The following is a 25,911-nucleotide window of genomic DNA, read 5'->3' as shown; positions in this document are numbered from 1 at the left end:
ACACCATGACAACCGAAACGAGAGTTGCTCTGATCACCGGCGCCAGCCGCGGCATCGGCCGGGCCATTGCCCATGAGCTGGGCCGTCAGGGGCGCATCGTGATCGGCACCGCGACCAGCGATGCCGGCGCCGAGAAGATCGACGCCGATCTCAAGGCCCAGGGGATCCAGGGCGCCGGGCGCCGGCTCGACGTCACCGACGCGGCCAGCGTCGAGTCCCTGGTCAAGGCGGTCACCGAGGAGTTCGGTGCGCCGACCATCCTGGTCAACAATGCCGGGATCACCCGCGACAACCTGCTGATGCGCATGAAGGAAGAGGAGTGGAGCGACGTCGTCGATACCAACCTCACCTCAATCTATCGCGTCAGCAAGGCCTGCCTGCGCGGCATGACGCGGGCGCGCTTCGGTCGCATCGTCAACATCAGTTCGGTGGTGGCCACCATGGGCAATCTGGGGCAGACCAACTATGCCGCCGCCAAGGCGGGCATGGAGGGGTTCACTCGGGCCCTGGCCCGCGAGGTCGCCTCCCGCGCCATCACCGTCAATGCGGTGGCCCCGGGCTTCATCGCCACCGACATGACCGAGGCGCTGCCCGAGGAGCAGCACAAGATGCTGCTGGGCCAGATTCCCCTGGCGAGGCTGGGTCAGCCCGAGGAAATTGCCGCGGCGGTGGGCTTCCTCACCGGCGACACGGCGAGCTACATCACCGGCGAGACGCTGCACGTCAACGGCGGGATGAACATGCGTTGAGACCCTTCAGGGGCGGCGGTTGCGCCGGCCCCGGGGCGTCTATAAACTACCCCGCAGCTTCCGTCTGCGGATCTGGAACCCCAACGGCTGGTCATCTGGACGGCCAATTTGAACGACTGGAGTACGTCATAATGAGCACCATCGAAGAGCGCGTGAAGAAGGTTGTGGCCGAGCGCCTGAACGTCAAGGAAGAGGACATCCAGAACAGCTCCTCCTTCACCGAGGACCTGGGCGCCGACTCCCTGGATACCGTCGAGCTGGTCATGGCGCTCGAGGAAGAGTTCGATACCGAGATCCCGGACGAAGAAGCCGAGAAGATCACCACCGTCCAGGAAGCCATCGACTACGTCAACGCCCACCAGTAAACCTGGTGGCGGTCGATGCCGCCTGACGCGGGGAACCTTTTCCCCGGAGAAAAGCCGCCTCGCAAGGCGGCTTTTTCGTGGCAGGGTGATACGAGGCTTGTCAGGGCAGCGCAGGGCGGGGAGACTCGGTATAATGCGCGCAAAGGACGGCTCCTCGCGGGGGAGCCCTGTCATACTGGATGTCTGGAGGAACACTGATGGCACGTAGAAGGGTAGTGGTGACCGGTCTGGGGCTGGTCACGCCGGTGGGGAATAGCGTCGAGGAGAGCTGGTCCAACATCAAGGCCGGCAAGAGCGGTATCGCCCCCATTGAGCACTTCGATGCCAGCGGCTTCAATACCCGCTTCGGCGGCTCGGTGAAGGACTTCGACATCAGTCCCTACCTGAATCCCAAGGAGGCCCGCAAGATGGACCTCTTTATCCAGTACGGGGTGGCGGCAGGGGCCCAGGCGATTCAGGATTCCGGGATCGAGTGCACCGAGGAGAACGCCGCGCGCATCGGCGTGGCTATCGGCTCCGGCATCGGCGGCCTGCCGATGATCGAGCACAACCACAGCGCCATGCTCAAGAGCGGCCCGCGGCGCATCTCGCCCTTCTTCGTGCCCGGCTCGATCATCAACATGATCTCCGGCAACCTGGCCATCCAGCACGGCTTCCGCGGCCCCAACATCGCTATCACCACCGCCTGCACCACCGGCACCCACAACATCGGCTATAGCGCCCGCACCATCGCCTACGGTGACGCCGACGTGATGATCTGCGGCGGGGCCGAGATGGCCACCACGCCGCTGGGCCTGGGCGGTTTCTCCGCGGCGCGAGCGCTGTCGACCCGCAATGAGGCGCCCGAGGCGGCCAGTCGCCCCTGGGATCGTGACCGCGACGGCTTCGTGCTCTCCGATGGCGCCGGGGTGCTGGTGCTGGAGGAGTACGAGCACGCCAGGGCGCGCGGTGCGACCATCTACGCCGAGCTGACCGGCTTCGGCATGAGCGACGACGCCTATCACATGACCGCGCCGCCCGAGGACGGCAGCGGCGCGGCGCTCTCCATGGCCAATGCCGTCAGGGATGCCGGCATCGATGCCTCGGCCATCCACTACATCAATGCCCATGGCACCTCCACCCCGGCCGGCGACCTGGCCGAGAGCCGCGCCGTGGAAAAGGTGATGGGCGCGGCGGCGAAGTCCGTGGCGGTGAGCTCCACCAAGTCGATGATCGGCCACCTGCTGGGGGCCGCCGGCGCCGTGGAGGCGATCTTCTCGATCCTGGCCATCCGCGACCAGGTGGCGCCGCCCACCATCAACCTGGACAACCCCCAGGAGGGCTGCAACCTCGACTACGTGCCGCACACCGCTCGCGAGATGAAGATCGACGTGGCGCTGTCGAACTCCTTCGGCTTCGGCGGCACCAACGGCACCCTGATCTTCTCCCGGGTCTGACCCGGGGGTAGGCAAGCCGATGCGTGACGGGCAGGGTGGCTGGCCGCTGGACGACCGCGGGGCCGCCTACGGCGACGGCCTGTTCGAGACCGTGCTGCTGCGCGATGGCCGTCCGCTGCTGTGGGATGAACACCTGGCGAGGCTGGTGCGCGGCTGCCATGCCCTGGGCATTCCGATGCCCGCCGAGCGTGAGTTGGCCGCCCCTCTGGCCGAGGCGGGGCCGGGGCTCGTGGTACTCAAGCTGGTCCTGACTCGCGGCAGCGGTGGCCGCGGCTACCGCCCGCCCGCGTCCCCCGAGCCTCGCCTGCGCTGGCAGCTGGCGACCTTCGCTCCCGCGGAGAGCCGCTGGCGGGAGGGCGTGCGAGTGCGACACTGCCGCCTGCGGCTGGGCATCCAGCCGGCGCTGGCGGGCCTCAAGCACCTCAATCGCCTGGAGAATGTGCTGGCCCGTTCGGAGTGGGAAGACGAAGCAGTTGCCGAGGGACTGCTCTGCGACAGCGATGGCCGGCTGGTGGAGGCGACCGCCATGAACCTCTTCTGGCAGCGTGACGGCCGCCTGGAGACGCCGCGCCTCGACCGCTGCGGCGTGGCAGGCACCCTGCGCGAGGCCCTGAGGGAGCGCCTTTCCCTCGCCGAGGTCGATGCCGGGCCCGAGGCGCTCATCGCGGCCGAAGCGGTGTGGCTCGGCAACTCGGTGCAGGGGATCTGGCCGGTGGTGCGCCTCGATGATGCCGATGGCGTCGAGCGGCAGCGCTGGTCCCTTGCGCCGCTGCACCGGGGCTTCCAGGCCGAGGCCCATCGCCTGCTGGGCTATCCACTGCCCGATCCGACCTGACCTGAGATGATGAGGACGCCGATGCTGCGTGTGCTGAAGTTCCTGCTGGTGCTGGCCATCCTGGCCGCTGGCGCCCTGTTCGGTGGTTACCGCTACTGGGAATCCCGGCTCGAGGCGCCCATCGCGGTGAGCGAGCCAACCCTCTACGAGGTGCCCCGCGGCGCCGGCTACAACCGGGTGGTGGCCGACCTGGCCCAGCGCGGAATGATCGAGGACGACTGGGCCTTCCGCCTGCTGACCCGCCTGGAGCCCGACAGCGTGCCGCGCCTGCGCGCCGGCGAGTACATGCTGGAGCCGGGCATGAGCGGGCGCGAGCTGGTGGCGCTGCTCGGCAGCGACCGGGTGGTCACCTACCCGCTGACCATCCCCGAGGGCTGGACCTTCCGTCAGATGCGCCAGCTGCTGGACAACGCTCCCAAGCTGGAGAACCGCACCGCCGGCCTCTCCGACGAAGAGGTGATGGCGCTGCTGGACCGCGAGGGCGTCTATCCCGAGGGCTGGTTCTTCCCCGACACCTACCGCTACCACAAGGGGGTGAGCGACGTGGAGATCCTGCGCCAGGCGCTCACCCGCATGGAGGCGATCCTCGAGGAGGTGTGGGAGGGGCGCGCCGACGACCTCACCATCGAGTCGCCCTACGAGGCGCTGATCATGGCCTCGCTGATCGAGCGTGAGACCGGTGCGCCCGAGGAGCGCCGCGAGATCGCCGGCGTCTTCAAGCGGCGCATGCAGACCGGGATGCGCCTGCAGACCGACCCCACCGTGATCTACGGCATGGGCGAGCGCTACGAGGGCCGCATCACCCGCGCCGACCTGCGCGAGGCGACTCCCTACAACACCTACGTGATCGACGGCATGCCGCCGACGCCCATCGCCATGCCGGGCCGGGCGTCGTTGGAGGCTGCGGTGGATCCGCTGCCCGGCGACACCCTCTACTTCGTCTCCCGGGGCGACGGTACGCACCACTTCTCGCGCACCCTGCGCGAGCACAACAACGCGGTGAACCGGTATATCCGCAATCGCCAGTAAGGAGACCCAGATGGCCGTGCGCGGACGCTTCATCACCCTGGAGGGGGGCGAGGGGGTCGGCAAGTCCACCAACCTGGCCCGGGTGGTCGCCTGGCTCGAGGCCCGAGGGCTCGAGGTGGTGCAGACTCGTGAACCCGGCGGTACCCCGCGGGCCGAGGCGATCCGCCGCTTGCTTCTCGACCCCGACGTCGAGGAGCCGCTGGACGTCGATGCCGAGCTGCTGCTGGTCTTCGCCGCCCGCGCCCAGCACCTGGCGCGGGTGATTCGCCCCGCGCTCGAGCGCGGCGCCTGGGTGGTCTGCGACCGTTTCACCGATGCCACCTTCGCCTACCAGGGCGGCGGGCGGGGCATCGACCCCGCGCGCATCGCCGAGCTGGAGCGCTTCGTGCAGCGGGGCCTCGCCCCCGACCTGACCCTGCTGCTGGACATGCCCATCGAGGCGGCCCGCGCGCGCGTGGCCCTGCGCGGCGAGACGCCGGATCGCTTCGAGCGCGAACGCGGCGAGTTCTTCTCGGCGGTGCGCCAGGCCTACCTGGCCCGCGCCACCGCCGCCCCCGAGCGTATCGCTGTGGTGGACGCCTCGCGCCCCCTGGCGGCGGTCGGGGAGCAGATCGATGCGCTCCTGGCCCAGCGGGTGTCGGCATGGCGGTAGCGTCCTCGGTCGGCCAACCGCTGCCCTGGCTGGCGCCGCGCTTCGCCGAGCTGACGCGCCTGGCCGAGTCGGGCCGGCTGCCCCATGCGCTGCTGATCTCGGGGCCGCGCGGGGTAGGCAAGCGTTCCCTGGCCGACGCCCTGGTCGCGCGCACCCTGTGCGCCGCCCCCGGTGAGAGCGCCTGCGGCAGTTGCCATGGCTGCCGCATGCTGGCCTCGGGCTATCACCCCGACCTGCTGCGCGTGGAGCCGGAGGAGGGCAAGCGCCAGATCCGCATCGATGTCATCCGCGAGGTCAACGCCTTCGTGGCCCAGACCCCACAGCAGGGCGGCTACCGTGTGATCCTCATCGCCCCGGCCGAGGCCATGAATCTGGCTGCCGCCAACGCCCTGCTCAAGAGCCTGGAGGAGCCTGGGGAGCGCACCCTCTTCGTGCTGCTCGCCGACATTCCCTCGCGCCTGCTGCCCACCATCCGCTCACGCTGTCAGCACTGGAGCCTGGCGGTGCCCGGGGAGGCGGCCTGCCTGCCCTGGCTGGCCGACCGACTCGGCGACGAGCAGGAGGCCCGCTTCTGGCTGGGGCTCGCCGGCGGGCTGCCCCTGGCCGCCCTGGCCCAGGCCGAACCGGCCTCCCGGGCGCTGCGCCAGCAGCTGGTCGAGACCTTCGAGGCGCTGGTTCGCGGCGCCGAGCCGGTGGCCGAGGCCGCCCGGCTGGAGCGTCAGTCGGCGGAGGCGATCCTGTGGTACGGTATCGCCTGGCTGGAGGACCTGATCCGGCTGGGGCTCTCGGGGCAATCCGGCGAGCTGCGCAATCCCGATCTGCTGCCGCTCTACCGCCAGGCGGTGAAGAACGCGCGACTGCGCGACTGGTTCCGCCTGCTCGACTACGCCCGGGAACAGCGTCGCCTGCTGGCCGCGGGCGGTAATCCCAACCCCCAGCTGGTGCTCGAAGCCTGGCTGGTGCGCTGGTCCGCGCTGCTGCGCTCGTGAACGAGGAGAGGCCCATGGCTGCCCAGAAGGCCCTGTCGCTGAATATCCAGGATGTCCAGACCCTGCTCTCGGCCTACATGCCGATGCTCGAGCGGGGGGGCATCTTCGTGCCCACCCGGGAGCGCTACGAGCTGGGGCAGGAGATCTATCTGCTGCTCACCCTGCCCGGCGAGAGCGATCGGGTTCCGGTCACCGGCCAGGTGGTGTGGGTCTCCCCGGAAGGGGTCAGCGGGCGCCGCATGCCCGGCGTCGGCATCCACTTCAGTGCCGGTGACCAGTCGGTGCGCGACCGCATCGAGAACCTGCTGGCCGGCCATCTGGACAAGGGCGCGCCCACCTACACGCTGTAATCAAGGACCCCCATGTTTGTCGATTCCCACTGCCATCTCGATCGCCTCGACCCCGCGACTCATGGCGGCGACCTCGCCGCCACCCTGGACGCCGCCCGCGCCCGCGGGGTGAAGCAGTTCCTGGCCATCGGCGTGACCCTGGAGGAGCTACCCGGCATCGCCGCCATCGCCCGGGCCCATGACGACGTGGTGATCTCCGCCGGGGTTCACCCGCTGCACAGCGTCGCCGAGGAGCCGAGCCTCGAGGCGATCAAGGAGGCCGCCGAGCGCTTCGGCGCCGTGGCCATCGGCGAGTGTGGCCTGGACTACCATTACCTGGAGAAGGCGCCGGACAAGGTGCCCTCCCGCGAGGTGCAGCGCGAGCGCTTCCGCCGCCAGCTGATCGCCGCGACCGAACTCGAGCTGCCGGTGATCATCCACACCCGGGAGGCCCGCGAGGAGACCCTGGCGATGATCCGCGAGCACACCGACCCGGCCATCGGCGGCGTGCTGCACTGCTTCACCGAGGATCTCGACATGGCCCGGGAAGCGGTGCGCCACGGCTTCTGCATCTCGCTCTCCGGCATCGTCACCTTCCGCAATGCCGAGGCGCTGCGCGAGGTGGCGCGCAAGGTGCCGCTGGACCGGCTGCTGATCGAGACCGACAGCCCCTACCTGGCGCCGGTGCCCTATCGCGGCAAGCCCAACGAGCCGGCCTGGGTGGTGGAGGTCGCCGAGTGCATTGCCGCCGAGCGCGGCATCAGCGTGGAGGAGGTCGCCATGCAGACCACCGCCAACTTCTACCGCCTGTTCCGGGCCGCGGCCCCCGAGGCGCCCGCCGAGCTGCGCGAGACGCTGCGCGGCGCGGGCCTGCTGGGCTGATTCACTGCAAGGCTGGAGCCGCCATGAACCTCGACCCGCTGCTGGCTCAACTCGATCCTGAGGGCGAGATCCCGCCGGTGGATCGCTGGCATCCCGAGCATGTCGGCGAGATGGACCTGGTGATCGTCGCCGACGGACGCTGGCTCCACGAGGGAGCCCCGATCGCACGTCCGCGACTGGTGCGGCTGCTCTCGACGATCCTGCGCCGCGAGGATGACGGCCGCCATGCTCTGGTGACCCCGGCCGAGAAGCAGTTCATCCGGGTGGAGGATCGTCCCTTCGTGGTGGTGGACGCCGACCCGGATGCACAGGGTACCTGGTGGCTCACCACCAACGTCGGCGACCGTCTGGCGCTGGGCGAGGACCATCGCCTGTCGCTGAGCGAGACGCCTGCCGGCGAGACGGTGCCCGAGGTGCCGGTACGCTTCGGCCTCGCCGCGCGCCTCGGGCGCAACGTCTACTACCGGCTGGTGGAGGCCGCCGAGCACCGCCCGCTGCAAGGCGGCGGCGAGGAGCTGGGCCTGGTCAGCGCCGGCGTTTGGCAGCCCCTGGGGCGCCTGGACAGCGGCGACACGGCGTGAGGCTGACCCCCGAACAGCGTGCCGTCGTCGAGCACGGTGGCGGTCACGCACGGGTGGCGGCGGTGGCCGGCTCGGGCAAGACCACCACCATGGTGGCCCGGGTGCTGCAGCTGCTGGCCCGGGGCGTGGCGCCGGAACGGATCCTGGTGCTGATGTTCAACCGCTCGGCCCGCGAGGATTTTCAGGCGCGCCTGGCCGCCATGGCACCTGCCGGGCAGCCGCTGCCCGACGTGCGCACCTTCCACTCCCTGGGCCACCGCCTCACCGCCAGCCTGACCCGCTGGGGGGCGCTCTCGCCGCGCACGCTGCTCACCGCCGACTGGCAGGCCGAGCGGCTGCTGCGCCAGGCCACCCAGCGCGCCCTGGTCGACAGCCCCGAGGCGGGGGAGGCGGCCCTGGACGCCGAACGCCTCGAGGCCCTGGCCCACTTCTGCGCCCTGGTGAAGGCCGAGATGCTGCCGCCGGCGGAGCTCTACGCGCGGCTCGATTTCGGCGAGGCCACCGAGCACTTCGTGGCGGCCTTCGACCACGCCGAGGCGCTGCTCGACGACCATGGCCTGATGGGCTATGCGGACCTGCTCTACCGCCCGCTGCGCGCCCTGGAGGCCGACGACCGGCTGCGCAGTCGCGTGCAGGGCTTTCTCGACCACGTGATCATCGATGAGTACCAGGACATCAACGTCGCCCAGCAGCGCCTGCTGGCGGTGCTGGCCGGTGATCGCGCCGAGGTGATGGCGGTGGGCGACGCCAACCAGTGCATCTACGAGTGGCGCGGCGCCCATCCGGACACCATGCTGGAGCGCTTCACCGCCACCTTCGGTGCCGCGCTAGACTACCCGCTCTCCACCACCTTTCGCCATGGCCACGCCCTGGCCCTGGCCGCCAACCACGCCATCGAGGCCAATCGGCGCCGCCCCGACCAGCTCTGCCTGGCCGCACCGGGCAACCCGAAGACCCGCCTGGCCCAGGCTCAGGGCAGCCGCGCCCTGCTCGAGACCCTGACGACCTGGCAGGGGGATGGCCGTCGGCTCAACGAGGCCTGCGTGCTGGTGCGCAGCTGGTCGCTCTCGGTGCCGCTGCAGCTGGCGCTGCTCCGCGAGGGGATACCCTTCCGGCTCTCGCGCCAGGATCGCTTCGTCTTCCGCCTGCCGCTGGTCCAGGCCCTGGCCGGCTACCTGCGCCTGGCGCGGGAACCGGCCCTGCTGGCAGATCCCGCCCACCTGGCGCTGCTGCTGAGTCAGCCGACCCCCTTCGTGGCCCGGGAGCGACTGGAGCGCCTCGCCGCCGTGCTGGCCGACACCCAGCGCTGGCCGGAGCGCCACGACCCGCTGCTGGCCGGCCTCAAGCCTCACCAGCAGCGCACCCTCAAGAAGCGTTGGGCGCTGCTCTGTGAGCTGCCCAAGCGCTCGGCCTGGCCGCCCGCGCGCCTGCTCGAGCACGTGGTGGAGGCGGTGGAGGCCGAGAAGGTGCTCAAGCGCGCCGCGGCCCGGCGCGACAAGGGCGAGGAGGACGTGCGCCTGCTCGACGTGCTGCTGGAGCAGGCCGCCGAGCTCGGCAACGACCCGGCGGCCTTCATCGAACTGCTGCAGCGGCCGGTGCAGAGCGATGCACAGGGCGTGCTGATCACCACGGTGCACGGCGCCAAGGGGCTGGAGTGGCCGCTGGTGGCGCTGGCCGGGGCCAACGAGCAGGACTTTCCCCACTACAGCCGCGACAACCCCTTGACCGCCCAGCGCCTGGAGGAGGAGCGCCGGCTCTTCTACGTGGCCATCACCCGGGCCCGGGAGCGGCTGCTGCTGCTCCACGACGGCGGCGACCACCGGCCGAGCCGCTTCCTGGCCGAGAGCGCCTTGGAGGAGTGCCAGCGGGTGGCCGAGCGGCTTGACGAGGAGCCGCCAGCGTCGGCCGCCAGGGCCGAGGCGCCCCTGGCGGTGTCGCGGCCAGCGCTGGTCGAGCGCTATCTGGCGAGGCTCGGCACCTCGCTGCCGCTTGCCTCGGCGGCCTCGTCGGGGGTGGCCGAGGGTGCCGTCGACTATCGCGCCTTCGACGTGGGGCAGCGCCTGCGCCATGCTGTCTTTGGTGAGGGCGAGATCGACCTGGTGGAGGGCGACCCGGACAACCCGGTGATCGAGGTGCGCTTCCGCCATGCCGGCCGCCGGCGCCTGATCGCGCGCCGGGCGCCCATCGAACTGCTGGAAGGAGACCGCCCATGAGCCCCCCCTTGATCACCGCTTCCGAACTGGCCGAGGCCCTCGACAGTCGCCTGCCGCCGAGGCTGCTGGACTGCCGCGCCCGCCTGGGCGACCCCGATGCCGGCCACACCCTGTGGTGGGAGGCCCACCTGCCCGGCAGCTACCACCTCGACCTGGACCGCGATCTGGCGGGCCCGCCGGGGCAGGGCGGTCGTCACCCGCTGCCGACCCGCGAGGCCTTCACCGCGACGCTGCAGCGCCTCGGCATCACCCCCGAGGTGCCGGTGGTGCTCTATGACGATATGGGGGGGCAGCTGGCCGCGGCGCGGGCCTGGTGGATGCTGGCTTGCTGGGCCGGCCATCCGGAGACTCGGGTCTTCGACGGCGGCATCAAGGCCTGGCTGGGGGCCGGTGAGGAGCTCTCGGAAGGCGACCGGGCCGCGCCGCCTGCCAGTCACTGGTTGCCGGAGTTCCGTGACGACCGGTGGGTGGACGCCACCGGGCTTCAGTCGGGCGAGGCGCTGCTGGTGGATGCGCGTAGCCGCGAGCGCTTCCGCGGCGAGGTCGAGCCCATCGATCCGGTGGCGGGTCACATCCCCGGGGCGGTGTGTCGACCCAGCGCCGACAACCTGACCCCCTTCGGTCGCTTCAAGCCCGCCGCCGAGCTCGCCCGGGAGCTGCCGGAGGCCGAGGCGGTGATCGCCTACTGCGGCTCCGGCGTCACCGCCTGCCATAACATCCTGGCCTACGCCGTGGCCGGCCGCCCGCTGCCGCGGCTCTACCCCGGCTCCTGGAGCGAATGGATCCGCGACCCGTCGCGGCCCTTGGCCACCGGCGAGTAGCATCCGTACCCACAAGCCTCGATGAGGCTCGAGGCTACTGGTGGAAGCAGCGATCAGTCCCTGAGGTCATGAGCTCCCTTCGGGGGCACAACGAATTGCGCTCCCGCGGGGGGAGCGCAAGAGTAGGGATCACACTCTCCGGGCCTGAAACCTGAGAGCGTCTGGCCGGCCCGGTGCAATATCCGGGCCAAGCGCGGGATAGAGAGCATCATCAAGCGCGGGCTGATCCTGTCACGGCCCAGGACGAAATCGGGCAAGTCGGTCTCCCTGCACCCCTCGCCGATTATGATCGAGGAGTGGGAGGCCTATGCACACCGGATCAAGGGCCTGCTGGGCCCCCTGTTCGGCGTGGACCCCGAGTCGGAGACCGGGCGCCGGATCTTCCTCGATGCGGCCGCGACGGATCGCGTGATCTCACCGCCGGCGGTGCTCTCGGCGCGGCTTGAACTGAAGGGCGGACTGCGTGGGCTCATCCACGCCGATCCCACCTTCATGGCGATGCACAATCTCAAGCAGCAGCTGGAATCCATCTTCGGCCTGGAGATTCACAACTCCGCCAGGTCCATCGATGACCTGCTGGAGGCGATCCTCACCAATGCCGGCCGGGCGAAGTCCCGCTACGACCTGGTGGCCTGCGACCTGCCCTGGTTCGGGGAGCTGGCCTCGAAGGGCATCCTGATGCCGCTCGACCGCTTCATCCGGCGCGATGCCTTCGATCTCTCAGACTTCCATCCTGTCGCCGTACAGAGCACGCGATACGCCGGCCAGCAATATGGCATTCCCCTGCAGACCACCCCGGAACTGCTCTGCTACCGGAAGGACATCCTCGAGGAGGCTCAGCTCGAGCCGCCGACGACGACCGAAGAGCTGATCAAGGCGGCCAGGCGTCTGCATGACCCTGCCCGGGGGCGTTACGGCATTGCCTGGAATGCCGCGCGCGGCACGCCGCTGGGTCACACCTTCAGCTTCCTGATGGCCAAGTTCGGCCAGCCGATCATCAATCTTCGCCGCGGCGAGGGGGGCTATGATTTTCAACAGGCCTCCGGAGAGGAACTGCGGCCGATGTTCCTGTCGGATGCCGCCTACCGGGCCTGCGAGTACATGCTGGATATCCTCAAGTATTCGCCTCCCAATATCCTCAACATGGCGTGGTACGAGCGAGCCCAGTCCTATGCCTCCGGCGAATCCTGCATGGCCTACTGCTACACGCTGCTGGCGCCGCTCATCGAGTTCGATCGCCGGTCGCCGGCCTGGGGCAAGACGGGCTACCTGCCGCACCCGATCGGCAACCATGGCCGCGCCATCACCCCGATCGGGGGCTATGCCCTGGCCATTCCCGCCAACCTCTCCGAGGAGCGTATCGAGGGCGTCTGGACGGCCCTGCGCCACCTGACCTCGGCCAACATGTCCAAGCTCTATATCCTGAACGGCAGCCTGGTGACGCCGCGCTTCAGCGTCAGCCGCGACCCGGAGGTCTCGGCGCTGTCGCCGCTGATCGGGATCGTGGATGACATGGCGAGGCAGGACATCCTGCAGGCCTGGCCGAGGCCTCCCGTGCCGGGCATCACCGACCTGATCAGCATCGCCGGACACGAGATCTTCGAGGTGCTGGACGGGCGGCGCTCCATCAAGAAGGCCCTGTCCTTGGCGCAGGACAGGGCCGATCGAGTGATGCGGGACAGGGGGTTCTACTGAGCCATCGGCGTGCTTCCCGGTGGCATCACTGCAGGATCATGCCGCCGTCGATCATCAGCAGCTGGCCGGTCATGTAGTCCGATTCGGGGCTGGCCAGGAAAGAGGCCGTGCCGACCACGTCTTCCGGGTAGGAGTAGCGCTTCATCAGGATCATCTTCTCGGCGAGCTCGTCCATGGACTGGCCCTGCTTGTCGAACTTGCCGATGCTGACCAGGTCCTTGTCGAGCTGTTCCCACAGCTCGGTGCGCACCACGCCGGGGCCATAGCCGTTGACGGTGATGTTATGGTCGACCAGCGCCTTGGCGCCACCGTTGATCATGGCCAGCACCGCATGCTTGCTGCAGGAGTAGGGCACCACGTCATCGAAGGCCTGGCGGGAGAGGATGGAGCCCACATTGAGGATCTTGTAGGGGCCGTTCTCCTTGCCCTGCGCGATCATCTGCTTGGCGGCTTCCTGCATGCCGAGCAGACAGCCCAGCGCATTGACGTCCATGATCTGATGCCAGTTCTCCTCGGTGATGTCGAGGAACATCAGCGGCTTGTTGATGCCGGCATTGTTGACCATGACGTTGAGGCTGCCGAAGGCATCGACGGTGGCCTGAACGGCCGCCTTCACCTGGCCACGATCGGTGACGTTGAGCTTGACCGCGATGGCCTTGCCGCCGTCCCTTGCGTTGATGCGCTGGGCCACTTCCTCGCAGCCCTCGATGTTCAGGTCGGTCACGCAGACGTTGGCACCCTGGGCGGCATAATGTTCGGCAACGGCCGCGCCCATGCCGCGTGCGGCGCCGGTAATCAGGCAGTTCTTTCCTGCCAAGCGAGTCTTGTCCATCGGGTCACCTCTTTGGAGTTGTTGAAGGCGAAGGCATGGCGACATGCCATGTCGATTGTTGACCCCTGCATCGGGAGGCCGGGCTGGGCGTTGCGGTTGACGCTTGCGCTGCCGGGCATGAATGCCCCGCATCACGAGGTCCCGCCGTTGCCTTGCTGATCCGCATTGTCGGCAGGGCAGGGAGGAATTCACAGCGGGGGCAGGGGCCAATCTGACCAGATTGGATGTTTCGGAGTGGAGAGGCCGTTTCGGCGAAGGGCGCCGCCTTTGCCGCCCGATGGGGGAGGGAAGGATGCCGATTCGCTGCCTTGCAACCCGTGGGGCCGCGACACACAATCAGCCGATCGAGGAGCGGCGCCCTGGCGGCCTTCCTGGACACTCGGATTTCACGGCGTGGGAGACTGACGAATGAGTCAGCGCAAGATACTGGTACTGCACGGCCCCAACCTCAACCTGCTGGGTACCCGGCAGCCGGAGATCTACGGCCACGAGACCCTCGAGGACATCAACAACGGGCTCTATGAGCGGGCGGCGCTGGAGGGCTGGGAGGTCAGCTGCCGGCAGAGCAACCACGAGGGAGAGCTGATCGACTGGATCCAGGCGGCACGCCTGGATGGCACCGCCGCCATCATCATCAACCCGGCGGCCTACACCCATACCTCGGTGGCGATCCTCGATGCTCTCAACGCCTTCGAGGGGAGGGTGATCGAGGTGCACCTCTCCAACGTCCACCAGCGCGAGAGCTTTCGCCACCACTCCTACGTCTCGCTGCGCGCCGACGGGGTGATCGCAGGCCTCGGCAGCCAGGGCTATCGCGCCGCCCTGGAGGCGGTGATGCGCCAGCCCGGCTGAGGCCGGGCGTCAGTCGCGGCGGGGCTCGCGCTGGGCCGGGTCATCGCCCCTGGCCTCGTCGCCCTTCACCACATAGTCCCCTTCCAGCACCTGCTGCTCGCGGTAGCTGCCGTCGGCGCCGCGGGTCTCGCGGTAGCGGGTCTCCCGGTAGTGGAAGCCGCTGCCGACGTCCTCGGCCTGGTCGGCGCGCATCTTCTCCATGCGTTTCTTCAGGCGGTAGCGCAGCAGCGGCATCAGCGCCCAGCCGAGCAGCAGGAAGAAGAGCCCCAGCACCATGGCGACGATCATCATGGCGCCGAACAGCAGCCAGGCCAGCAGCATCTTCAGGCTGTCCAGCAGGCCGCCGCTGCGTCGCTGCCGGGCGCGCTGCTGCCACGCCTGGGCGGTGCGCCAGGCGACGTTGTGCTGGAAGTCTCGGCGCGGGTCCTGATCGCGACCTCGGGAATCGGACATCACTCTCTCCGTTGGGCGGCGCACGGCGCCGCAGGACATGGCGCCCCTGCAGGGGACTGCCCCTTGGAAAGCGCGCGGGGCGCTTCGTTCCGAGGAGGGATCAGGATGCGACCAGGCGCCACAGCGCGGCGGTGAGGATGCCGGCGGTGATCGCCGGTAGCGGCTTGCGCAGCGCCAGCATCACCACGGCCGTGGCGATCAGCGCCATCCGGGCGCCGCCGTCGCCGTTCACGGCCATGGGGGTGATCACCGCCACCAGCACCGAACCGGCCATGGCGTTGATGAAGCGCTCCACCCGCGGGCCGATGGGCACCCGGGCCATCACGAAGACCCCGCCGGCGCGGGTCAGGTAGGTGGTCAGCGCCATGATCAGGATGGCCAGCAGCACGCCGCCGTTGGCGGCCGTCAGGGTCATCATCTCCTCTCCTTGGCCGCGGGGGGCAGCAGCAGGCCCACCAGGCCGCCGGCCAGGGCCCCGACGATCACATGGGCGTGGGGGGGCAGCCAGGCCATCGCCGCCAGGGCGGCGATGGCCGCGGCACCCCAGGGCAGCAGCACCCCGGGGTCGCGCTTGTCACCCACCAGCATGGCCAGCAGGAAGCAGCCCATGATGGCGTCGAGCCCGAAGCGCTCGGGCTCGCCGATGCCGCTGCCGAAGGCCACGCCGAGACCGGTGCCGATCATCCAGGTGATCCACAGCGCCAGCCCGCCGCCCACCAGGATGCCCAGGCGTGCCGCCGGGGAGCCGCCGCTCATGGCCATGGCCCAGTTGGCATCGCTGAGCAGGATCAGGCTGGTGTAGCGCCGTCCGGCAGGCAGCTCGCGCAGGTGGGGGTAGAAGGCAGCACCCATCAGCAGGTGGCGGGCGTTGATCGCCAGGGTGATGGCCACCAGCGGCACCAGCGGGATGCTGTCGCCCCACAGCTCGAGGGTGGCGAACTGGGCCGCGCCGGCGAACACCAGGCCGCTCATCAGCAGCGTTTCCAGGCCGGAGAGCCCCTGTTGCAGGGCCGCGACCCCGAAGGCGAGCCCGAAGACGATGACGAACAGCGACAGCGGGGCCATGCGGCGGAAGCCCTCGACCAGATGGCCGACCCCCGATCGAGACGCGGCGGGTTCGGTCATGATCGCCACACCTCGGCGACGATCTCGTAGCTTCTCAGGCGGTCCTCCAGGGCGAACACATCGGTATTGAGCATCAGCTCGTCGGCGCCGGTCTGCGCGAGGAAGGCCTCCAGCCCATCGCGCACGGTCTCGGGGCCGCCGACGATGGCCGCTCCCAGGAACTGCTGCAGCTGGCTCTCCTCCAGGGGCGTCATCGCCAGATGCTCCACCGGCGGCTTCGCGCAGGTACGCTGGCCGCGGATCATGCCCAGAAACTTCTGACGGGCGGTGGTGGCGAGATACTCGGCCATGGCGTCATTCTCGGCGGCGATCACCGGCAGGCCGACCATGGCGTGGGGCCGCTCTAGCACCGCGGAGGGTCGGAAGTTGTCGCGGTAGAGGCGCAGTGCCTCGAACAGGTAGCCCGGGGCGAACTGGGCGGCGAAGGCGAAGGGCAGCCCCAGGCGAGCGGCCAGCTGGGCGCTGTAGCCGCTGGAGCCGAGCAGCCAGATCGGCACCTTGGTGCCCTGGCCGGGCACCGCACGCACCCGCTGGCCGGGCCGCTCGTCATCCAGGAAGCCCTGCAGCTCCTCGAGGCGCTGGGGGAAGTCCTCGACGCCGGCATAGGGGTCCCGGCGCATGGCGGCCATGGTGGCGCCGTCGGAGCCCGGGGCGCGACCCAGGCCCAGGTCGATGCGCCCGGGGTAGAGGGTCTCCAGGGTGCCGAACTGCTCGGCGATCACCAGGGGCGGGTGGTTGGGCAGCATGATGCCGCCGCTGCCCACCCGGATGTGCCGGGTGGCGCCCGCCACGTGGCCGATCAGCACGGCGGTGGCGGCGCTGGCGATGCCCTCGATGCTGTGGTGCTCGGCGAGCCAGAAGCGGGTGTAGCCCAGCCGCTCGGTCAGCTGCGCCAGGGCGACGCTCTCCCGGAAGCTGTCCGACGCGCTGCCACCCTCGCGGATCGGGGCAAGATCGAGTACGGAGAGAGGCGTGTCGGCGAGACGGGGCATGGTTCCTCCAGAATGTTAGCCTGCTGATGAAGCCTACCATGGGGGCCGCCGGACCGCCGTGCAATCCTCCTGGTCGAGTGTGCCGCGCCGCTGGCCTGGCCGAGAGGCGGTGGTGGCCACGAGCGTCGCCATGGTAATGCTGGGCCAGGCTGGTAGAGTATTTATTGTACAACTCCTTCACAAAAGGACTCTCTGATGGCAGACCATGGAGGAAAGACGGTCTTTACCGTCTCTGCACTCATCATCCTGGCGCTCGTCGCGGTCGGGGCGGCCTTCCCCGAGGGCTTCGGCAGCGCCGCCAGTGCCGCCCTGGCTGGCGTGACTCAGCTGTTCGGCTGGTTCTATCTCTTTTCCGTATTCGGCTTCGTGATCTTCCTGCTGGGCCTGGCCTTCAGCAAGTACGGCAAGATCCGCCTCGGCCCCCAGGACAGCACCCCGAGCTACAGCTTCTTCTCCTGGGTCAGCATGCTGCTGGCCGCCGGCTTCGGCGTGGGCCTGGTCTTCTACGGCATGGCCGAGCCGATGTTCCACTACATCGACCCGCCCTACGGCGACGTGCCGGCCGAGACCACCGACTCGGCCCGCTACGCCATCCAGTACGCCTACTTCAACTGGGGCATCCACCAGTGGGCGGCCTTCTCGGTGGTAGGACTGATCATCGCTTACTTCCAGTTCCGCAAGGGGCAGGCCGGGCTCGTCTCCTCGGTGCTCTCCTCGGTGACCGCCAAGCATCCCAGGGCGCGCCGCTACGCCCCGGCCCTGGATATCTTCGCCGTGGTGGCCACGGTGATGGGGGTGGCGACCTCCCTGGGTCTCGGCGTGCTGCAGATGAACGGCGGGCTCAATGCCGTCTTCGGCCTGCCGGAGTCGGTGCTGTGGCAGTTTCTGATCCTCTTCGTGATGTTCCTGGCCTACATGGCCTCCACCTGGTCGGGCCTGGACAAGGGGATCAAGCGCCTCTCCAACCTCAACATGGTGCTCTGCATCGGCCTGATGCTCTACGTGCTGGTGACCGGCCCCACGGTGGCCATCCTCGAGACCATCACCCTGGGGATCGGCGACTACCTGCAGAACTTCATCGGCATGAGCCTGCGCATCTCCCCCTACTCGGACAATACCTGGGCGGCCAGCTGGACCATCTTCTACTGGGCCTGGGTCATCGCCTGGTCGCCCTTCGTGGGCACCTTCGTGGCGCGGGTCTCCCGCGGCCGCACCATCAAGCAGTACGTGTTCGGCGTGCTGATCGTGCCGCCGCTGCTGGCCTGCCTGTGGATCGGCGTGTTCGGCGGCGCGGCGCTCAACATGGAGCTCAATGGCGACGTGGGGCTGGCCGCGGCCACCCAGGCCAACATCACCGTGGCGCTGTTCGAGATGTTCGCCCTGATGCCCTTCAGCGGCCTGCTCTCGGTGGTGGCGATGATGCTGATCTTCATCTTCCTGGTGACCTCGGCGGATTCCGCTTCCTACATCGTGGCCCAGATGACCGACAACGGCTCCATCAACCCGCCGCTCTACAAGCGGGTGATCTGGGGCGTGCTGATCGCTGCGATCTGCCTGACGCTGATCGCCGCCGGCGGCCTCACCGGGCTGCAGTCGGCCTCGGTGCTCGCGGCACTGCCCTTCACCTTCATCCTCTACGGTATGGTGGTGGTGCTGGTGCGCGAGCTGCGCGCCGACCGCCGCGCGATGCTTACCCAGCTCTATCGCCGCCACGGCGAGACCCCGGTGGGCGCCGACGCCTTCGAGGCGGAGCTGCTGGGCGAGGAGGAGCGCCTGCGCCGCGCGCCCAACGTGGTCAACCGCCGCATCAACCGCCGCGAGGGGATGTAGCGACGCGTGGGGGCGGGCAGTGGCGGCGTCCTTGGCGTCGCCGCCACTGGCCTGGCGGCGGCGCAGGCCGTAAGCTCAGGGAAATGGTGAAAACGGACTTCGACCATGTCGCTTCTGCCCACTGCCCGCGCCCCCCGCCGCGGGGCCACCCGACGACGCCAGCCACGGCGTGGCCAGCGCCTGCCCGGCGGGACTGGGCTCGGTCGCTGGCTCGATCGCTGGCTCGACCGCCTGGTGGATATCGCCGTGGTGGTGGCGCTGGTGGTGGGCGCCACGGCCCTGCTCCTGACCCTGGTGACCCGGTAGGACATGCGGGGCCTGCTGCTTCTGATCCTGCTGGCCGGCGCCCTGGCGCTGGCCTGGTGGCAGTTCGAGGCGCTGATCCCGCGCCACTGGCACCCCGCCGAGCCGCTCCACATCGATGACCCCCTCACCCCGGTGACGCAGTGGAAGCTGCGTCGCCTGGCCGACGACCGCGAGGGGTGCCTGGCGGCCCTGGCCACGGCGCCGGAGGGCGAGCTTTCGTTCACGCCTCTCGAGGACCATGAGCCCGTGGCGGGCTGCCCGTTGGCCAACGTGGTGCGCCTGGAGGCCAGCGGCGTCGACTTCAATGCAAGCTTCGTGGCGAGCTGCCCGCTGGCGCTTGCCTGGACGCTCTTCGAGCGCCAGCGCCTGCAGCCCGCCGCGGAATCGGTGCTGGGCAGCCGCGTGGCGAGAGTGGAGCACCTGGGCAGCTTCGCCTGCCGCAACGTCTACGGCCGGGAGGAGGGGCGGCCCAGCGAGCACGCCACCGCCGAGGCGCTGGACGTGGCCGCCTTCCGGCTGGCCGACGGGCGCGAGATCCGCCTGATCGACCACTGGCACGACGAGGGTGAGCGAGGCGAGTTCCTGCGCGAGGCCCGGGACGGCGCCTGCGACCTCTTCGGCAATGTGCTGGGGCCGGATTACAACCAGGCCCACGCCGACCACTTCCACTTCGGCATGCGCGGCTTCCGGCTCTGCCGCTGAGCGGCGCCATGCACCTCGGCGGCTCGAGATGGTGCGCTTCTGGCCCATGCTGCTAGGCTTGCCGTCTCGACCCGCAAGGACAGCCCCATGTCACCCCTGACCAGCGTCACACCGCCGCGGACCCGCGCCTCGCCCAAGGAGATCCTCGGCTGGGCGATGTTCGACTTCGCCAACCAGGCCTACACCCTGCTGATCATCACCGTGGTATTCGGCGAGCTCTTCACCACGGTGATCGTCGGCGACCGCGGCGATGGCTACCGGCTGGCCAACTTCCTGTGGAGCCTGGCGCTGGCGGTGAGCTACCTGCTGGTGGTGGTCACCGGCCCCCTGTGCGGGGCGGTGATGGACTACCAGGCCTCCAAGAAGCGCTTCCTGTTCGCAAGCTACCTGGCCACCGTGGCCACCACCGCCATGCTCTACTTCGTGGCGCCGGGCTACGTGGTGCTGGGGCTGCTGCTGATCGTGGTCTCCAACTACGCCTACTCCATGGGGGAGTCCTTCATCGCCGCCTTCCTGCCCGACCTGGGGCCGTCGGAGGATCTCGGCAAGATCTCCGGCTTCGGCTGGGCGCTGGGCTACGTGGGCGGGCTCTTCGCCGCGGGCTTCACCCTGGTGGCGCTGGGCGAGGCCACCGCGGAGAACTTCGAGCGCATCCGCTGGGTGGGGCCCTTCGCGGCGGCCTTCTTCCTGGTCACCGCCATTCCCACCTTCCTGTGGGTGAAGGAGCGCGGCACCCCCCAGCCGCCGGGCAAGCCCTACCGGGAGATCGCCTGGGAGCGGGTCTCCACCACCCTGCACGAGCTCCGGCGCTTCCGGGACCTCGGCATCTTCCTGGTCTCACTGCTCTTCTCCATGGCCGGGGTCTACATCATCATCGCCTTCGCCTTCATCTACGGCGCCCAGGTGATCGGCTGGGACGAATCGATCCGCAACCTGATGTTCATCATCGTGCAGATCACCGCGGCGGCAGGCGCCCTGGGCTTCGGCTTCATCCAGGACCGCATCGGCACCAAGGTCACCTACCTCTTCACCCTGGGGCTCTGGGTGGCGGCGATCCTGGCCATCTGGGCGACCCCGGAGGTCACCGCCTTCCTCAACGCGCGCTTCGCCCTCGACTGGGAGGCCCAGCACCTGTTTCTCTTCGTCGGCTGCCTGGCGGGGCTCTCGCTGGGTTCCAGCCAGTCGGCCAGCCGCGCCCTGGTGGGGCTCTTCTCGCCCACCCGCAAGGCCGCCGAGTTCTTCGGCTTCTGGGGCTTGGCCAACAAGCTGGCCGGGGTCTTCGGCATCGTGGCCCTCGGCCTGCTGCAGACGGTGGTGGGACTGCAGGCCTCGATCCTGCTCTGCGCCGCGCTCTTCATCGTCGCCATCCTGATCTGCCTGGGCGTCGACCAGGCCCGCGGCCAGCGGGCGGCGGCGGAGTGGGAGGCGCGCAATGGCCGCTGAGGGGCGCGAGTGATGGGAGAGCCGCTCATCCTGCTGCTTGTCGCCGCCACCTTCCTGGTAGCCGGCGGCGTCAAGGGCGTGATCGGCATGGGCATGCCCACGGTGTCGCTGGCGCTGCTGGCCGCCACCCTGGGGCTGCAGCCCGCCATGGCGCTGCTGCTGGCGCCCACCCTGATCACCAATGTCTGGCAGGCGCTGGTGGGCGGCTACCTGGGGCGCATCGTCAGGCAGCTCTGGCCCTTCCTGCTGGCCTCGGTGGTGACGGTGTGGCTGGGGGTGAGCATCCTGGCGCGGGTCGAGGTGCGCTGGCTCTCTGGGCTCCTGGGCGTGCTGATCGTTTTCTATGCGCTCGCCGGGCTGTTCAACCTGGGCCTGGCGAGGCTGGTCGGCGGCGGGCGTCATGCCGCGCCGGTCAACGGGGCTCTGACCGGCCTCCTGACCGGCATGACCGGCTCCTCGGTCTTTCCGGGCGTGGCCTACCTGCAGTCCCTGGGCCTGCCGCGGGAGATGCTGATCCAGGCCATGGGCGTGCTCTTCGTGGCCACCACCCTGGCGCTGGGCCTCGCCCTGGGCGGCCAGCGCCTGCTCAGCATCGAGCTGGGTCTGCTCTCCCTGGCGGCGGTGGTGCCGGCGCTGGTGGGCATGCGGCTGGGGCAGTGGCTGCGCGGGCGCCTCTCGGAGGCGACCTTCCGGCGCGCCTTCCTCAGCGGCCTGCTGGCCATGGGCAGCTACCTGCTGGTGCGGGCCCTGGCGGGCTGAGCCGCCAGGGCGCCGGAATCGCGCTGCATGACCCTGCCATCACTCCGCCAGGAAGGCGCGCAGGCGATCGCCTGCCTGGTCGATGGCCACCACGCCATCCAGGTGGCCGCGGGTGCCCGTGAGGGGAATCAGCTCCACCGGGGTGCCGTCGGCGGCGATCAGCTCGGCGGTGCGCCGCACGCTCTGGGGAGCGAAGACCAGGTCATCCTCGCTGTAGAGCATCAGGGTCGGCGCCTCGATGGCGGCCAGGCCCGCTGCCAGGCTCTCGCCGTAGCCGGCCATGAAGGTCTGGTTGGCGCGCACCAGGTAGAGCAGGTGGTTGGCGTCGGCCACCTCGGCGCGAGCCGTGGCGATGTCGTCAAGGGTCTGCTCGATGGCGTAGCGGGCGTCGAGATCCCGGGCGGGGTCCGCATCCTCGTCGGCCCAGCTGCGGTCGAAGGTCTCGTTGGCCCACTGCCAGTGGTTGGCGTTGAGGGTCACCAGCTTGAGCGCCTCGCGCAGCCCATCCAGCGGGGGCTCGCCGTCGTAGTAGTCCCCGCCGTTCCAGTTGGCATCCACGCGGATCGGCGCGGCCCAGGCGGCGAGGGTGGCCAGCAGCCAGGGGTCGGCCTCGCCGGCGCCGATCACCGGAATCAGCCGCTCGACCCGCGCCGGGTAGGTGCTGGCCCACTCGTAGGCCTGCAGCGCCCCCATGGAAGCGCCCATCACGGCGTGCAGCCGCTCGATGCCCTGGCTCTCCAGCAGCGCCTTCTGGACATCGACGAAGTCGCCGATGGTCACCACCGGGAAGTCCAGGCCCCAGGGCTCGCCGGTCTCGGGGTGGGGCGAGGCCGGGCCGGTGGTGGTCACGTTCGGGTCATTGGCGTTGAGGTTGACCAGGGTGTCCGAGGCGATGATGTAGTACTCGTCGGTATCCAGCGGCTTGCCGGGACCGATGATGCTGTCCCAGTAGCCGGCGGGGCCCTCCTCCTCGTAGCGGCCGGCGGCGTGGCTGGTGCCAGAGAAAAAGTGGGTGATCAGGATGGCGTTGTCCCGGGCCTCATTGAGGGTGCCGTAGGCCTCCCAGCCCACCGCCAGGTCCGCGATGGTCTCGCCGCCGCGGGTGGTGTATTCCTCCATCTCGAAGACCTGCTTCTCGACCAGGCCATCCCAGGCGTGGGCCGCGCCCGCCATCAGCAGCGCCGCCCCCAGGCAGAAGCCGGCGGCCAGGGCCTTAAGGGGGAGAGGAGAGGGGGGGTGACAGGAAGAGTGGGAATGATGGGCGATCGAGGGAGTCGAAAGCTGAGTGCTGTCCTGCATGGGGCGTTATCCTTGTGATTGCGCGGGTGTCCGGCCGGACGGCATTCAGTACAGTCAGGGAGGAGTGAGGTGTCAACGCGGGAGTGTCACAGGCCACCAACGCCCCGGGAGGCGTGCCATGAGCGATGACAACAGGACGGTCCGGCGCACCGGGCTCGGCATGATGCTGCTGTTCTGGATGCTCTTCATCGGGGCCGGGACCTGGTGGTTCCACGGCTTCCTGGAGAGCCAGCGCAACCCCAACGCCCACCTGGTCAACGCCGTGAACGGCGAGAGCTCGGTGGTGCTGGAGCGCAACCGCGCCGGCCACTTCCTGGCCACCGGGCGCATCAACGGCGAGCCGGTGGAGTTCCTGCTCGATACCGGGGCCACCTACGTGGCCGTCTCCTCGGCGCTGGCCGAGCGCCTGGGCCTGGAGGCGACCGGTAGTGCCTGGTTCAATACCGCCAACGGCCGGGTGCGCGGCGAGCTCACCACCCTCGACGAGGTGAGCCTCGGCGGCTTCGCGGCCCGCGAGGTGCGCGGCTCCATCAGCCCCGGCATGGAGGGCGAGGTGGCGCTGCTCGGCATGAGCTTCCTCAACCGCTTCGACATCGAGATCCGCGACGCCCGCATGGTGCTCCATCCCGCCGGTTCCAACTGAGGACGTCATGACCCTATCGCGACGCGGCCGGCGCGCCGCCAGGCCCGCACAGATTCCCGGTCCCGGCTGGCTCGACATCCTCTGGCGCGTCAAGGAGCAGCTGGCCGACGACCGCGTCGGCCTGCTGGCCGCCGGCATCGCCTTCTATGCCCTGCTCTCGGTGTTTCCCGCCATCGCGGCGGTGATCTCCCTCTGGGCCCTGGTGCTCGACCCCCAGGACATGGCACGCCAGATCGCCGAGCTGGCACGCTTTGTGCCGCCAGAAGCGGCGGGGCTGATCGAGGAGCAGGCCCGCGAGATCGGCGACAACACCCCCACCGGCCTCAGCCTGACCGCCCTCGGCAGCCTGGCGGTGGCCCTGTTCGCGGCCTCCAAGGGAGTGCGCGGGCTGATCATCGCCCTCAACCTGGTCTACGGCGAGGAGGAGCGGCGCGGTCCGCTGGGCCGCCAGCTGGTGGTGGCCGCCCTGACCCTGGGGCTGATCGCCCTGACCCTGGTGAGCCTCGTGGTGGTGGCGCTCTTTCCCCTGGCCAGCGGCCAGCTCGGCCTGACGGGTGCCCCGGCCCTGCTGGCCGGCCTGGCGCGCTGGTCGGTGCTGCTGCTGGTAATGATGGCGGTGATCGCGGTGCTCTACCGCTTCGCCCCCTACCGCCGCTTGCCGCGCTGGCAGTGGGTCAGCGTGGGCAGCGTCACCGCCACCCTGCTGTGGATCCTGGGCTCTGCCGGCCTCTCGCTCTACGTGGGGCGCATGGCCACCCTGAGCCAGCTCTACGGCTCCCTCGGTGCCGTGGTGGTGCTGATGCTGTGGTTCTGGCTATCGGCCTTCGTCGTCTTGCTGGGCGCCGAGATCAACGGTGAAATGGAGCGCCAGACCCGCCGCGACACCACCGTCGGCGAGCCCCGGCCCCTGGGCGAGCGCGGCGCCTTCGTGGCCGACACCCTGGGGCCCCGTCGGCCCTGGCGCCGCGATGGCAAGGGCGATGATTCACCCGACGTGACACCCGACGTTCCACACCAGCCAGGAGAGCCCCGATGAGCCTGACCCAGACCCTCGGCATCACGCTGCCGATCCTCCAGGCCCCCATGGCCGGCGCCCAGGGCAGCGAGTTGGCCATCGCCGTGGCCCGAGCCGGCGGCCTCGGCGCGCTGCCCTGCGCCATGCTCGCGCCCTCGGCCATGGCCGAGGAGCTTGCCGCCTTTCGCGCCGCCACCTCGGCCCCCGTCAACGTCAACTTCTTCTGCCATGCGCCGCCCGCACCGGATGCCGCCGCCCAGACTCGCTGGCACGAGGCGCTTGCCCCCTACTACGCCGAGTTCGGTCTCGACATCGGCGCGGTGCCGGCTGGGCCGGGGCGGCGCCCCTTTGACCACGAGGCCTGCGAGGCCATCGCGCCCTTCCGCCCCGAGGTGGTGAGCTTCCATTTCGGCCTGCCCGAGGCCGCGCTGCTCGAGCGGGTCAAGGCGTGGGGCGCCAGGGTGCTCGCCTCGGCCACCACGGTGGCGGAGGCCGAGTGGCTCGCGGCCCACGGCGCCGATGCCATCATCGTCCAGGGGCTGGAGGCGGGCGGCCACCGCGGCATGTTCCTGGCCGAGGCGATCACCACCCAGGTGGGCACCTTCGCGCTGCTGCCCCAGGTGCGCGAGGCCGTCGACCTGCCGCTGATCGCCGCCGGTGGCATCGCCGATGCCCGCGGCGTGGCGGCGGCCCGGGCGCTGGGGGCCGAGGCGGTGCAGGTGGGCACCGCCTTCCTGTGCTGCCCCGAGTCGACCATCTCGGCGATCCACCGCCGGGCGCTGATGAGCCAGGCGGCCCGCCACACGGCGCTGACCAACCTCTACAGCGGCCGTCCGGCCCGGGGCATCGTCACCCGCCTGATGCGCGAGCTGGGGCCGATGGGCAGCGCCGCCCCCGCCTTCCCCCTGGCCACCGCCGCCATCGCCCCGCTGCGTGCCGCCGCCGAGGCCTCCGGCAGCGGCGATTTTTCACCGCTCTGGGCGGGCCAGAACGCCAGCCGCTGCCGTGAGGTGCCTGCCGCCGAGGTGGTGGCCGCGCTGGTGGAGGGGCTGTGAGCCGGGCAGTGGCGGCTGATATCATGGAT

Annotated in this window: 28 protein-coding genes; 22 read left to right on the top strand and 6 right to left on the bottom strand. The window is 69.8% G+C overall.

Going from position 1 to position 25,911, the window contains the following annotated elements:
• Positions 1–5 precede the first annotated feature (5 nt).
• From fabG to D1793_RS15405, 13 genes are all read left to right on the top strand, one after another.
• Positions 6–749: a 3-oxoacyl-ACP reductase FabG gene (gene fabG / locus D1793_RS15465; protein ID WP_119022940.1), complete on the top strand. Its 744-nt coding sequence runs from the start codon at positions 6–8 to the stop codon at positions 747–749.
• A gap of 131 nt (positions 750–880) precedes the next feature.
• Positions 881–1,114: an acyl carrier protein gene (acpP, locus tag D1793_RS15460; protein ID WP_008956801.1), complete on the top strand. Its 234-nt coding sequence runs from the start codon at positions 881–883 to the stop codon at positions 1,112–1,114.
• A gap of 197 nt (positions 1,115–1,311) precedes the next feature.
• A complete protein-coding gene (gene fabF / locus D1793_RS15455; RefSeq protein WP_119022939.1) occupies positions 1,312–2,550 on the top strand; it encodes a beta-ketoacyl-ACP synthase II in 1,239 nt (412 codons plus the stop codon).
• 19 nt (positions 2,551–2,569) lie between these two features.
• Positions 2,570–3,385, top strand: a complete 816-nt coding sequence (gene pabC / locus D1793_RS15450) for an aminodeoxychorismate lyase (RefSeq protein ID WP_119022938.1) — start codon at positions 2,570–2,572, stop codon at positions 3,383–3,385.
• Between the two features lie 21 nt (positions 3,386–3,406).
• Positions 3,407–4,414, top strand: coding sequence for an endolytic transglycosylase MltG (gene mltG / locus D1793_RS15445; protein ID WP_119022937.1), 1,008 nt, complete (start codon positions 3,407–3,409; stop codon positions 4,412–4,414).
• Between the two features lie 10 nt (positions 4,415–4,424).
• On the top strand, positions 4,425–5,066 hold the full coding sequence (tmk, locus tag D1793_RS15440; protein ID WP_119022936.1) for a dTMP kinase: 642 nt from the start codon (positions 4,425–4,427) through the stop codon (positions 5,064–5,066).
• A complete protein-coding gene (locus D1793_RS15435; RefSeq protein ID WP_119022935.1) occupies positions 5,057–6,055 on the top strand; it encodes a DNA polymerase III subunit delta' in 999 nt (332 codons plus the stop codon). The genes tmk and D1793_RS15435 overlap by 10 nt, the downstream gene beginning before the upstream one ends.
• Positions 6,056–6,069: 14 nt before the next feature.
• The gene (locus tag D1793_RS15430) at positions 6,070–6,405 is read left to right on the top strand and encodes a PilZ domain-containing protein (RefSeq protein ID WP_119022934.1); all 336 of its coding nucleotides are present in this window, start codon (positions 6,070–6,072) and stop codon (positions 6,403–6,405) included.
• A 12-nt stretch (positions 6,406–6,417) separates the two neighbouring features.
• A complete protein-coding gene (locus D1793_RS15425) occupies positions 6,418–7,266 on the top strand; it encodes a TatD family hydrolase (protein ID WP_119022933.1) in 849 nt (282 codons plus the stop codon).
• 23 nt (positions 7,267–7,289) lie between these two features.
• Positions 7,290–7,847 (top strand): DUF1285 domain-containing protein, encoded by a 558-nt coding sequence (locus D1793_RS15420; RefSeq protein WP_119022932.1) that lies wholly within the window; start codon positions 7,290–7,292, stop codon positions 7,845–7,847.
• Positions 7,844–10,060 carry an ATP-dependent helicase gene (locus D1793_RS15415; RefSeq protein ID WP_119022931.1) on the top strand — a complete coding sequence of 739 codons (2,217 nt, stop codon included), beginning with the start codon at positions 7,844–7,846 and terminating at the stop codon, positions 10,058–10,060. The genes D1793_RS15420 and D1793_RS15415 overlap by 4 nt, the downstream gene beginning before the upstream one ends.
• Entirely contained in the window at positions 10,057–10,881 is an 825-nt protein-coding gene (locus D1793_RS15410; protein ID WP_119022930.1) for a sulfurtransferase, read from the top strand. Before D1793_RS15415 ends, D1793_RS15410 begins: the two co-directional genes overlap by 4 nt.
• Positions 10,882–11,166: 285 nt before the next feature.
• Positions 11,167–12,576, top strand: coding sequence for an extracellular solute-binding protein (locus D1793_RS15405; RefSeq protein ID WP_240407691.1), 1,410 nt, complete (start codon positions 11,167–11,169; stop codon positions 12,574–12,576).
• A 25-nt stretch (positions 12,577–12,601) separates the two neighbouring features.
• Here D1793_RS15405 and D1793_RS15400 read toward each other — a convergent pair whose 3' ends face one another.
• Positions 12,602–13,408: an SDR family oxidoreductase gene (locus tag D1793_RS15400; RefSeq protein WP_119022929.1), complete on the bottom strand. Its 807-nt coding sequence runs from the start codon at positions 13,406–13,408 to the stop codon at positions 12,602–12,604.
• A 408-nt stretch (positions 13,409–13,816) separates the two neighbouring features.
• Here D1793_RS15400 and aroQ point away from each other — a divergent pair, with 408 nt between their 5' ends.
• Positions 13,817–14,260, top strand: a complete 444-nt coding sequence (gene aroQ, locus D1793_RS15395) for a type II 3-dehydroquinate dehydratase (protein WP_119022928.1) — start codon at positions 13,817–13,819, stop codon at positions 14,258–14,260.
• 9 nt (positions 14,261–14,269) lie between these two features.
• Here aroQ and D1793_RS15390 read toward each other — a convergent pair whose 3' ends face one another.
• The 4 genes from D1793_RS15390 to D1793_RS15375 all read right to left on the bottom strand — a co-directional run bounded on the left by D1793_RS15390 (position 14,270) and on the right by D1793_RS15375 (position 16,830).
• Positions 14,270–14,713 (bottom strand): hypothetical protein, encoded by a 444-nt coding sequence (locus D1793_RS15390; RefSeq protein ID WP_119022927.1) that lies wholly within the window; start codon positions 14,711–14,713, stop codon positions 14,270–14,272.
• Between the two features lie 100 nt (positions 14,714–14,813).
• A complete protein-coding gene (locus D1793_RS15385) occupies positions 14,814–15,128 on the bottom strand; it encodes an AzlD domain-containing protein (protein ID WP_119023717.1) in 315 nt (104 codons plus the stop codon).
• Entirely contained in the window at positions 15,128–15,838 is a 711-nt protein-coding gene (locus D1793_RS15380) for an AzlC family ABC transporter permease (RefSeq protein ID WP_119022926.1), read from the bottom strand. The genes D1793_RS15385 and D1793_RS15380 overlap by 1 nt, the downstream gene beginning before the upstream one ends.
• Positions 15,835–16,830, bottom strand: a complete 996-nt coding sequence (locus D1793_RS15375; RefSeq protein ID WP_119022925.1) for an LLM class flavin-dependent oxidoreductase — start codon at positions 16,828–16,830, stop codon at positions 15,835–15,837. The genes D1793_RS15380 and D1793_RS15375 overlap by 4 nt, the downstream gene beginning before the upstream one ends.
• 195 nt (positions 16,831–17,025) lie before the next feature.
• Here D1793_RS15375 and D1793_RS15370 point away from each other — a divergent pair, with 195 nt between their 5' ends.
• The 5 genes from D1793_RS15370 to D1793_RS15350 all read left to right on the top strand — a co-directional run bounded on the left by D1793_RS15370 (position 17,026) and on the right by D1793_RS15350 (position 21,870).
• Positions 17,026–18,660: a BCCT family transporter gene (locus D1793_RS15370; protein ID WP_119022924.1), complete on the top strand. Its 1,635-nt coding sequence runs from the start codon at positions 17,026–17,028 to the stop codon at positions 18,658–18,660.
• 105 nt (positions 18,661–18,765) lie between these two features.
• Positions 18,766–18,966 (top strand): hypothetical protein, encoded by a 201-nt coding sequence (locus D1793_RS15365; protein ID WP_240407690.1) that lies wholly within the window; start codon positions 18,766–18,768, stop codon positions 18,964–18,966.
• Between the two features lie 3 nt (positions 18,967–18,969).
• Entirely contained in the window at positions 18,970–19,668 is a 699-nt protein-coding gene (locus D1793_RS15360; RefSeq protein ID WP_119022923.1) for an extensin family protein, read from the top strand.
• An 87-nt stretch (positions 19,669–19,755) separates the two neighbouring features.
• Positions 19,756–21,111: an MFS transporter gene (locus D1793_RS15355; protein ID WP_119022922.1), complete on the top strand. Its 1,356-nt coding sequence runs from the start codon at positions 19,756–19,758 to the stop codon at positions 21,109–21,111.
• 12 nt (positions 21,112–21,123) lie between these two features.
• Complete coding sequence (locus D1793_RS15350; RefSeq protein WP_240407689.1) at positions 21,124–21,870, top strand: sulfite exporter TauE/SafE family protein; 747 nt, start codon at positions 21,124–21,126, stop codon at positions 21,868–21,870.
• A gap of 39 nt (positions 21,871–21,909) precedes the next feature.
• On the opposite strand, the gene D1793_RS15345 is transcribed toward D1793_RS15350, so the two are convergent.
• A complete protein-coding gene (locus D1793_RS15345) occupies positions 21,910–23,169 on the bottom strand; it encodes a homoserine O-acetyltransferase (RefSeq protein WP_240407688.1) in 1,260 nt (419 codons plus the stop codon).
• A 118-nt stretch (positions 23,170–23,287) separates the two neighbouring features.
• On the opposite strand from D1793_RS15345, the gene D1793_RS15340 reads away from it, so the two are divergent.
• From D1793_RS15340 to D1793_RS15330, 3 genes are read left to right on the top strand one after another with little or no spacing between them, the layout of a single operon-like run.
• Positions 23,288–23,812 (top strand): TIGR02281 family clan AA aspartic protease, encoded by a 525-nt coding sequence (locus D1793_RS15340; protein ID WP_119022920.1) that lies wholly within the window; start codon positions 23,288–23,290, stop codon positions 23,810–23,812.
• Positions 23,813–23,819: 7 nt separating this feature from the next.
• Positions 23,820–24,848, top strand: coding sequence for a YihY/virulence factor BrkB family protein (locus D1793_RS15335; protein WP_119022919.1), 1,029 nt, complete (start codon positions 23,820–23,822; stop codon positions 24,846–24,848).
• A complete protein-coding gene (locus tag D1793_RS15330; RefSeq protein WP_119022918.1) occupies positions 24,845–25,882 on the top strand; it encodes a nitronate monooxygenase in 1,038 nt (345 codons plus the stop codon). The genes D1793_RS15335 and D1793_RS15330 overlap by 4 nt, the downstream gene beginning before the upstream one ends.
• The last annotated feature ends 29 nt before the right edge of the window (positions 25,883–25,911 follow it).

This window comes from Halomonas sp. JS92-SW72, from assembly GCF_003547075.1.
GTDB lineage: Bacteria > Pseudomonadota > Gammaproteobacteria > Pseudomonadales > Halomonadaceae > Halomonas > Halomonas alkalicola.
The sequence above is the reverse complement of the archived record's forward strand: the minus strand, read 5'-3'. Positions and strand labels throughout refer to the sequence as shown.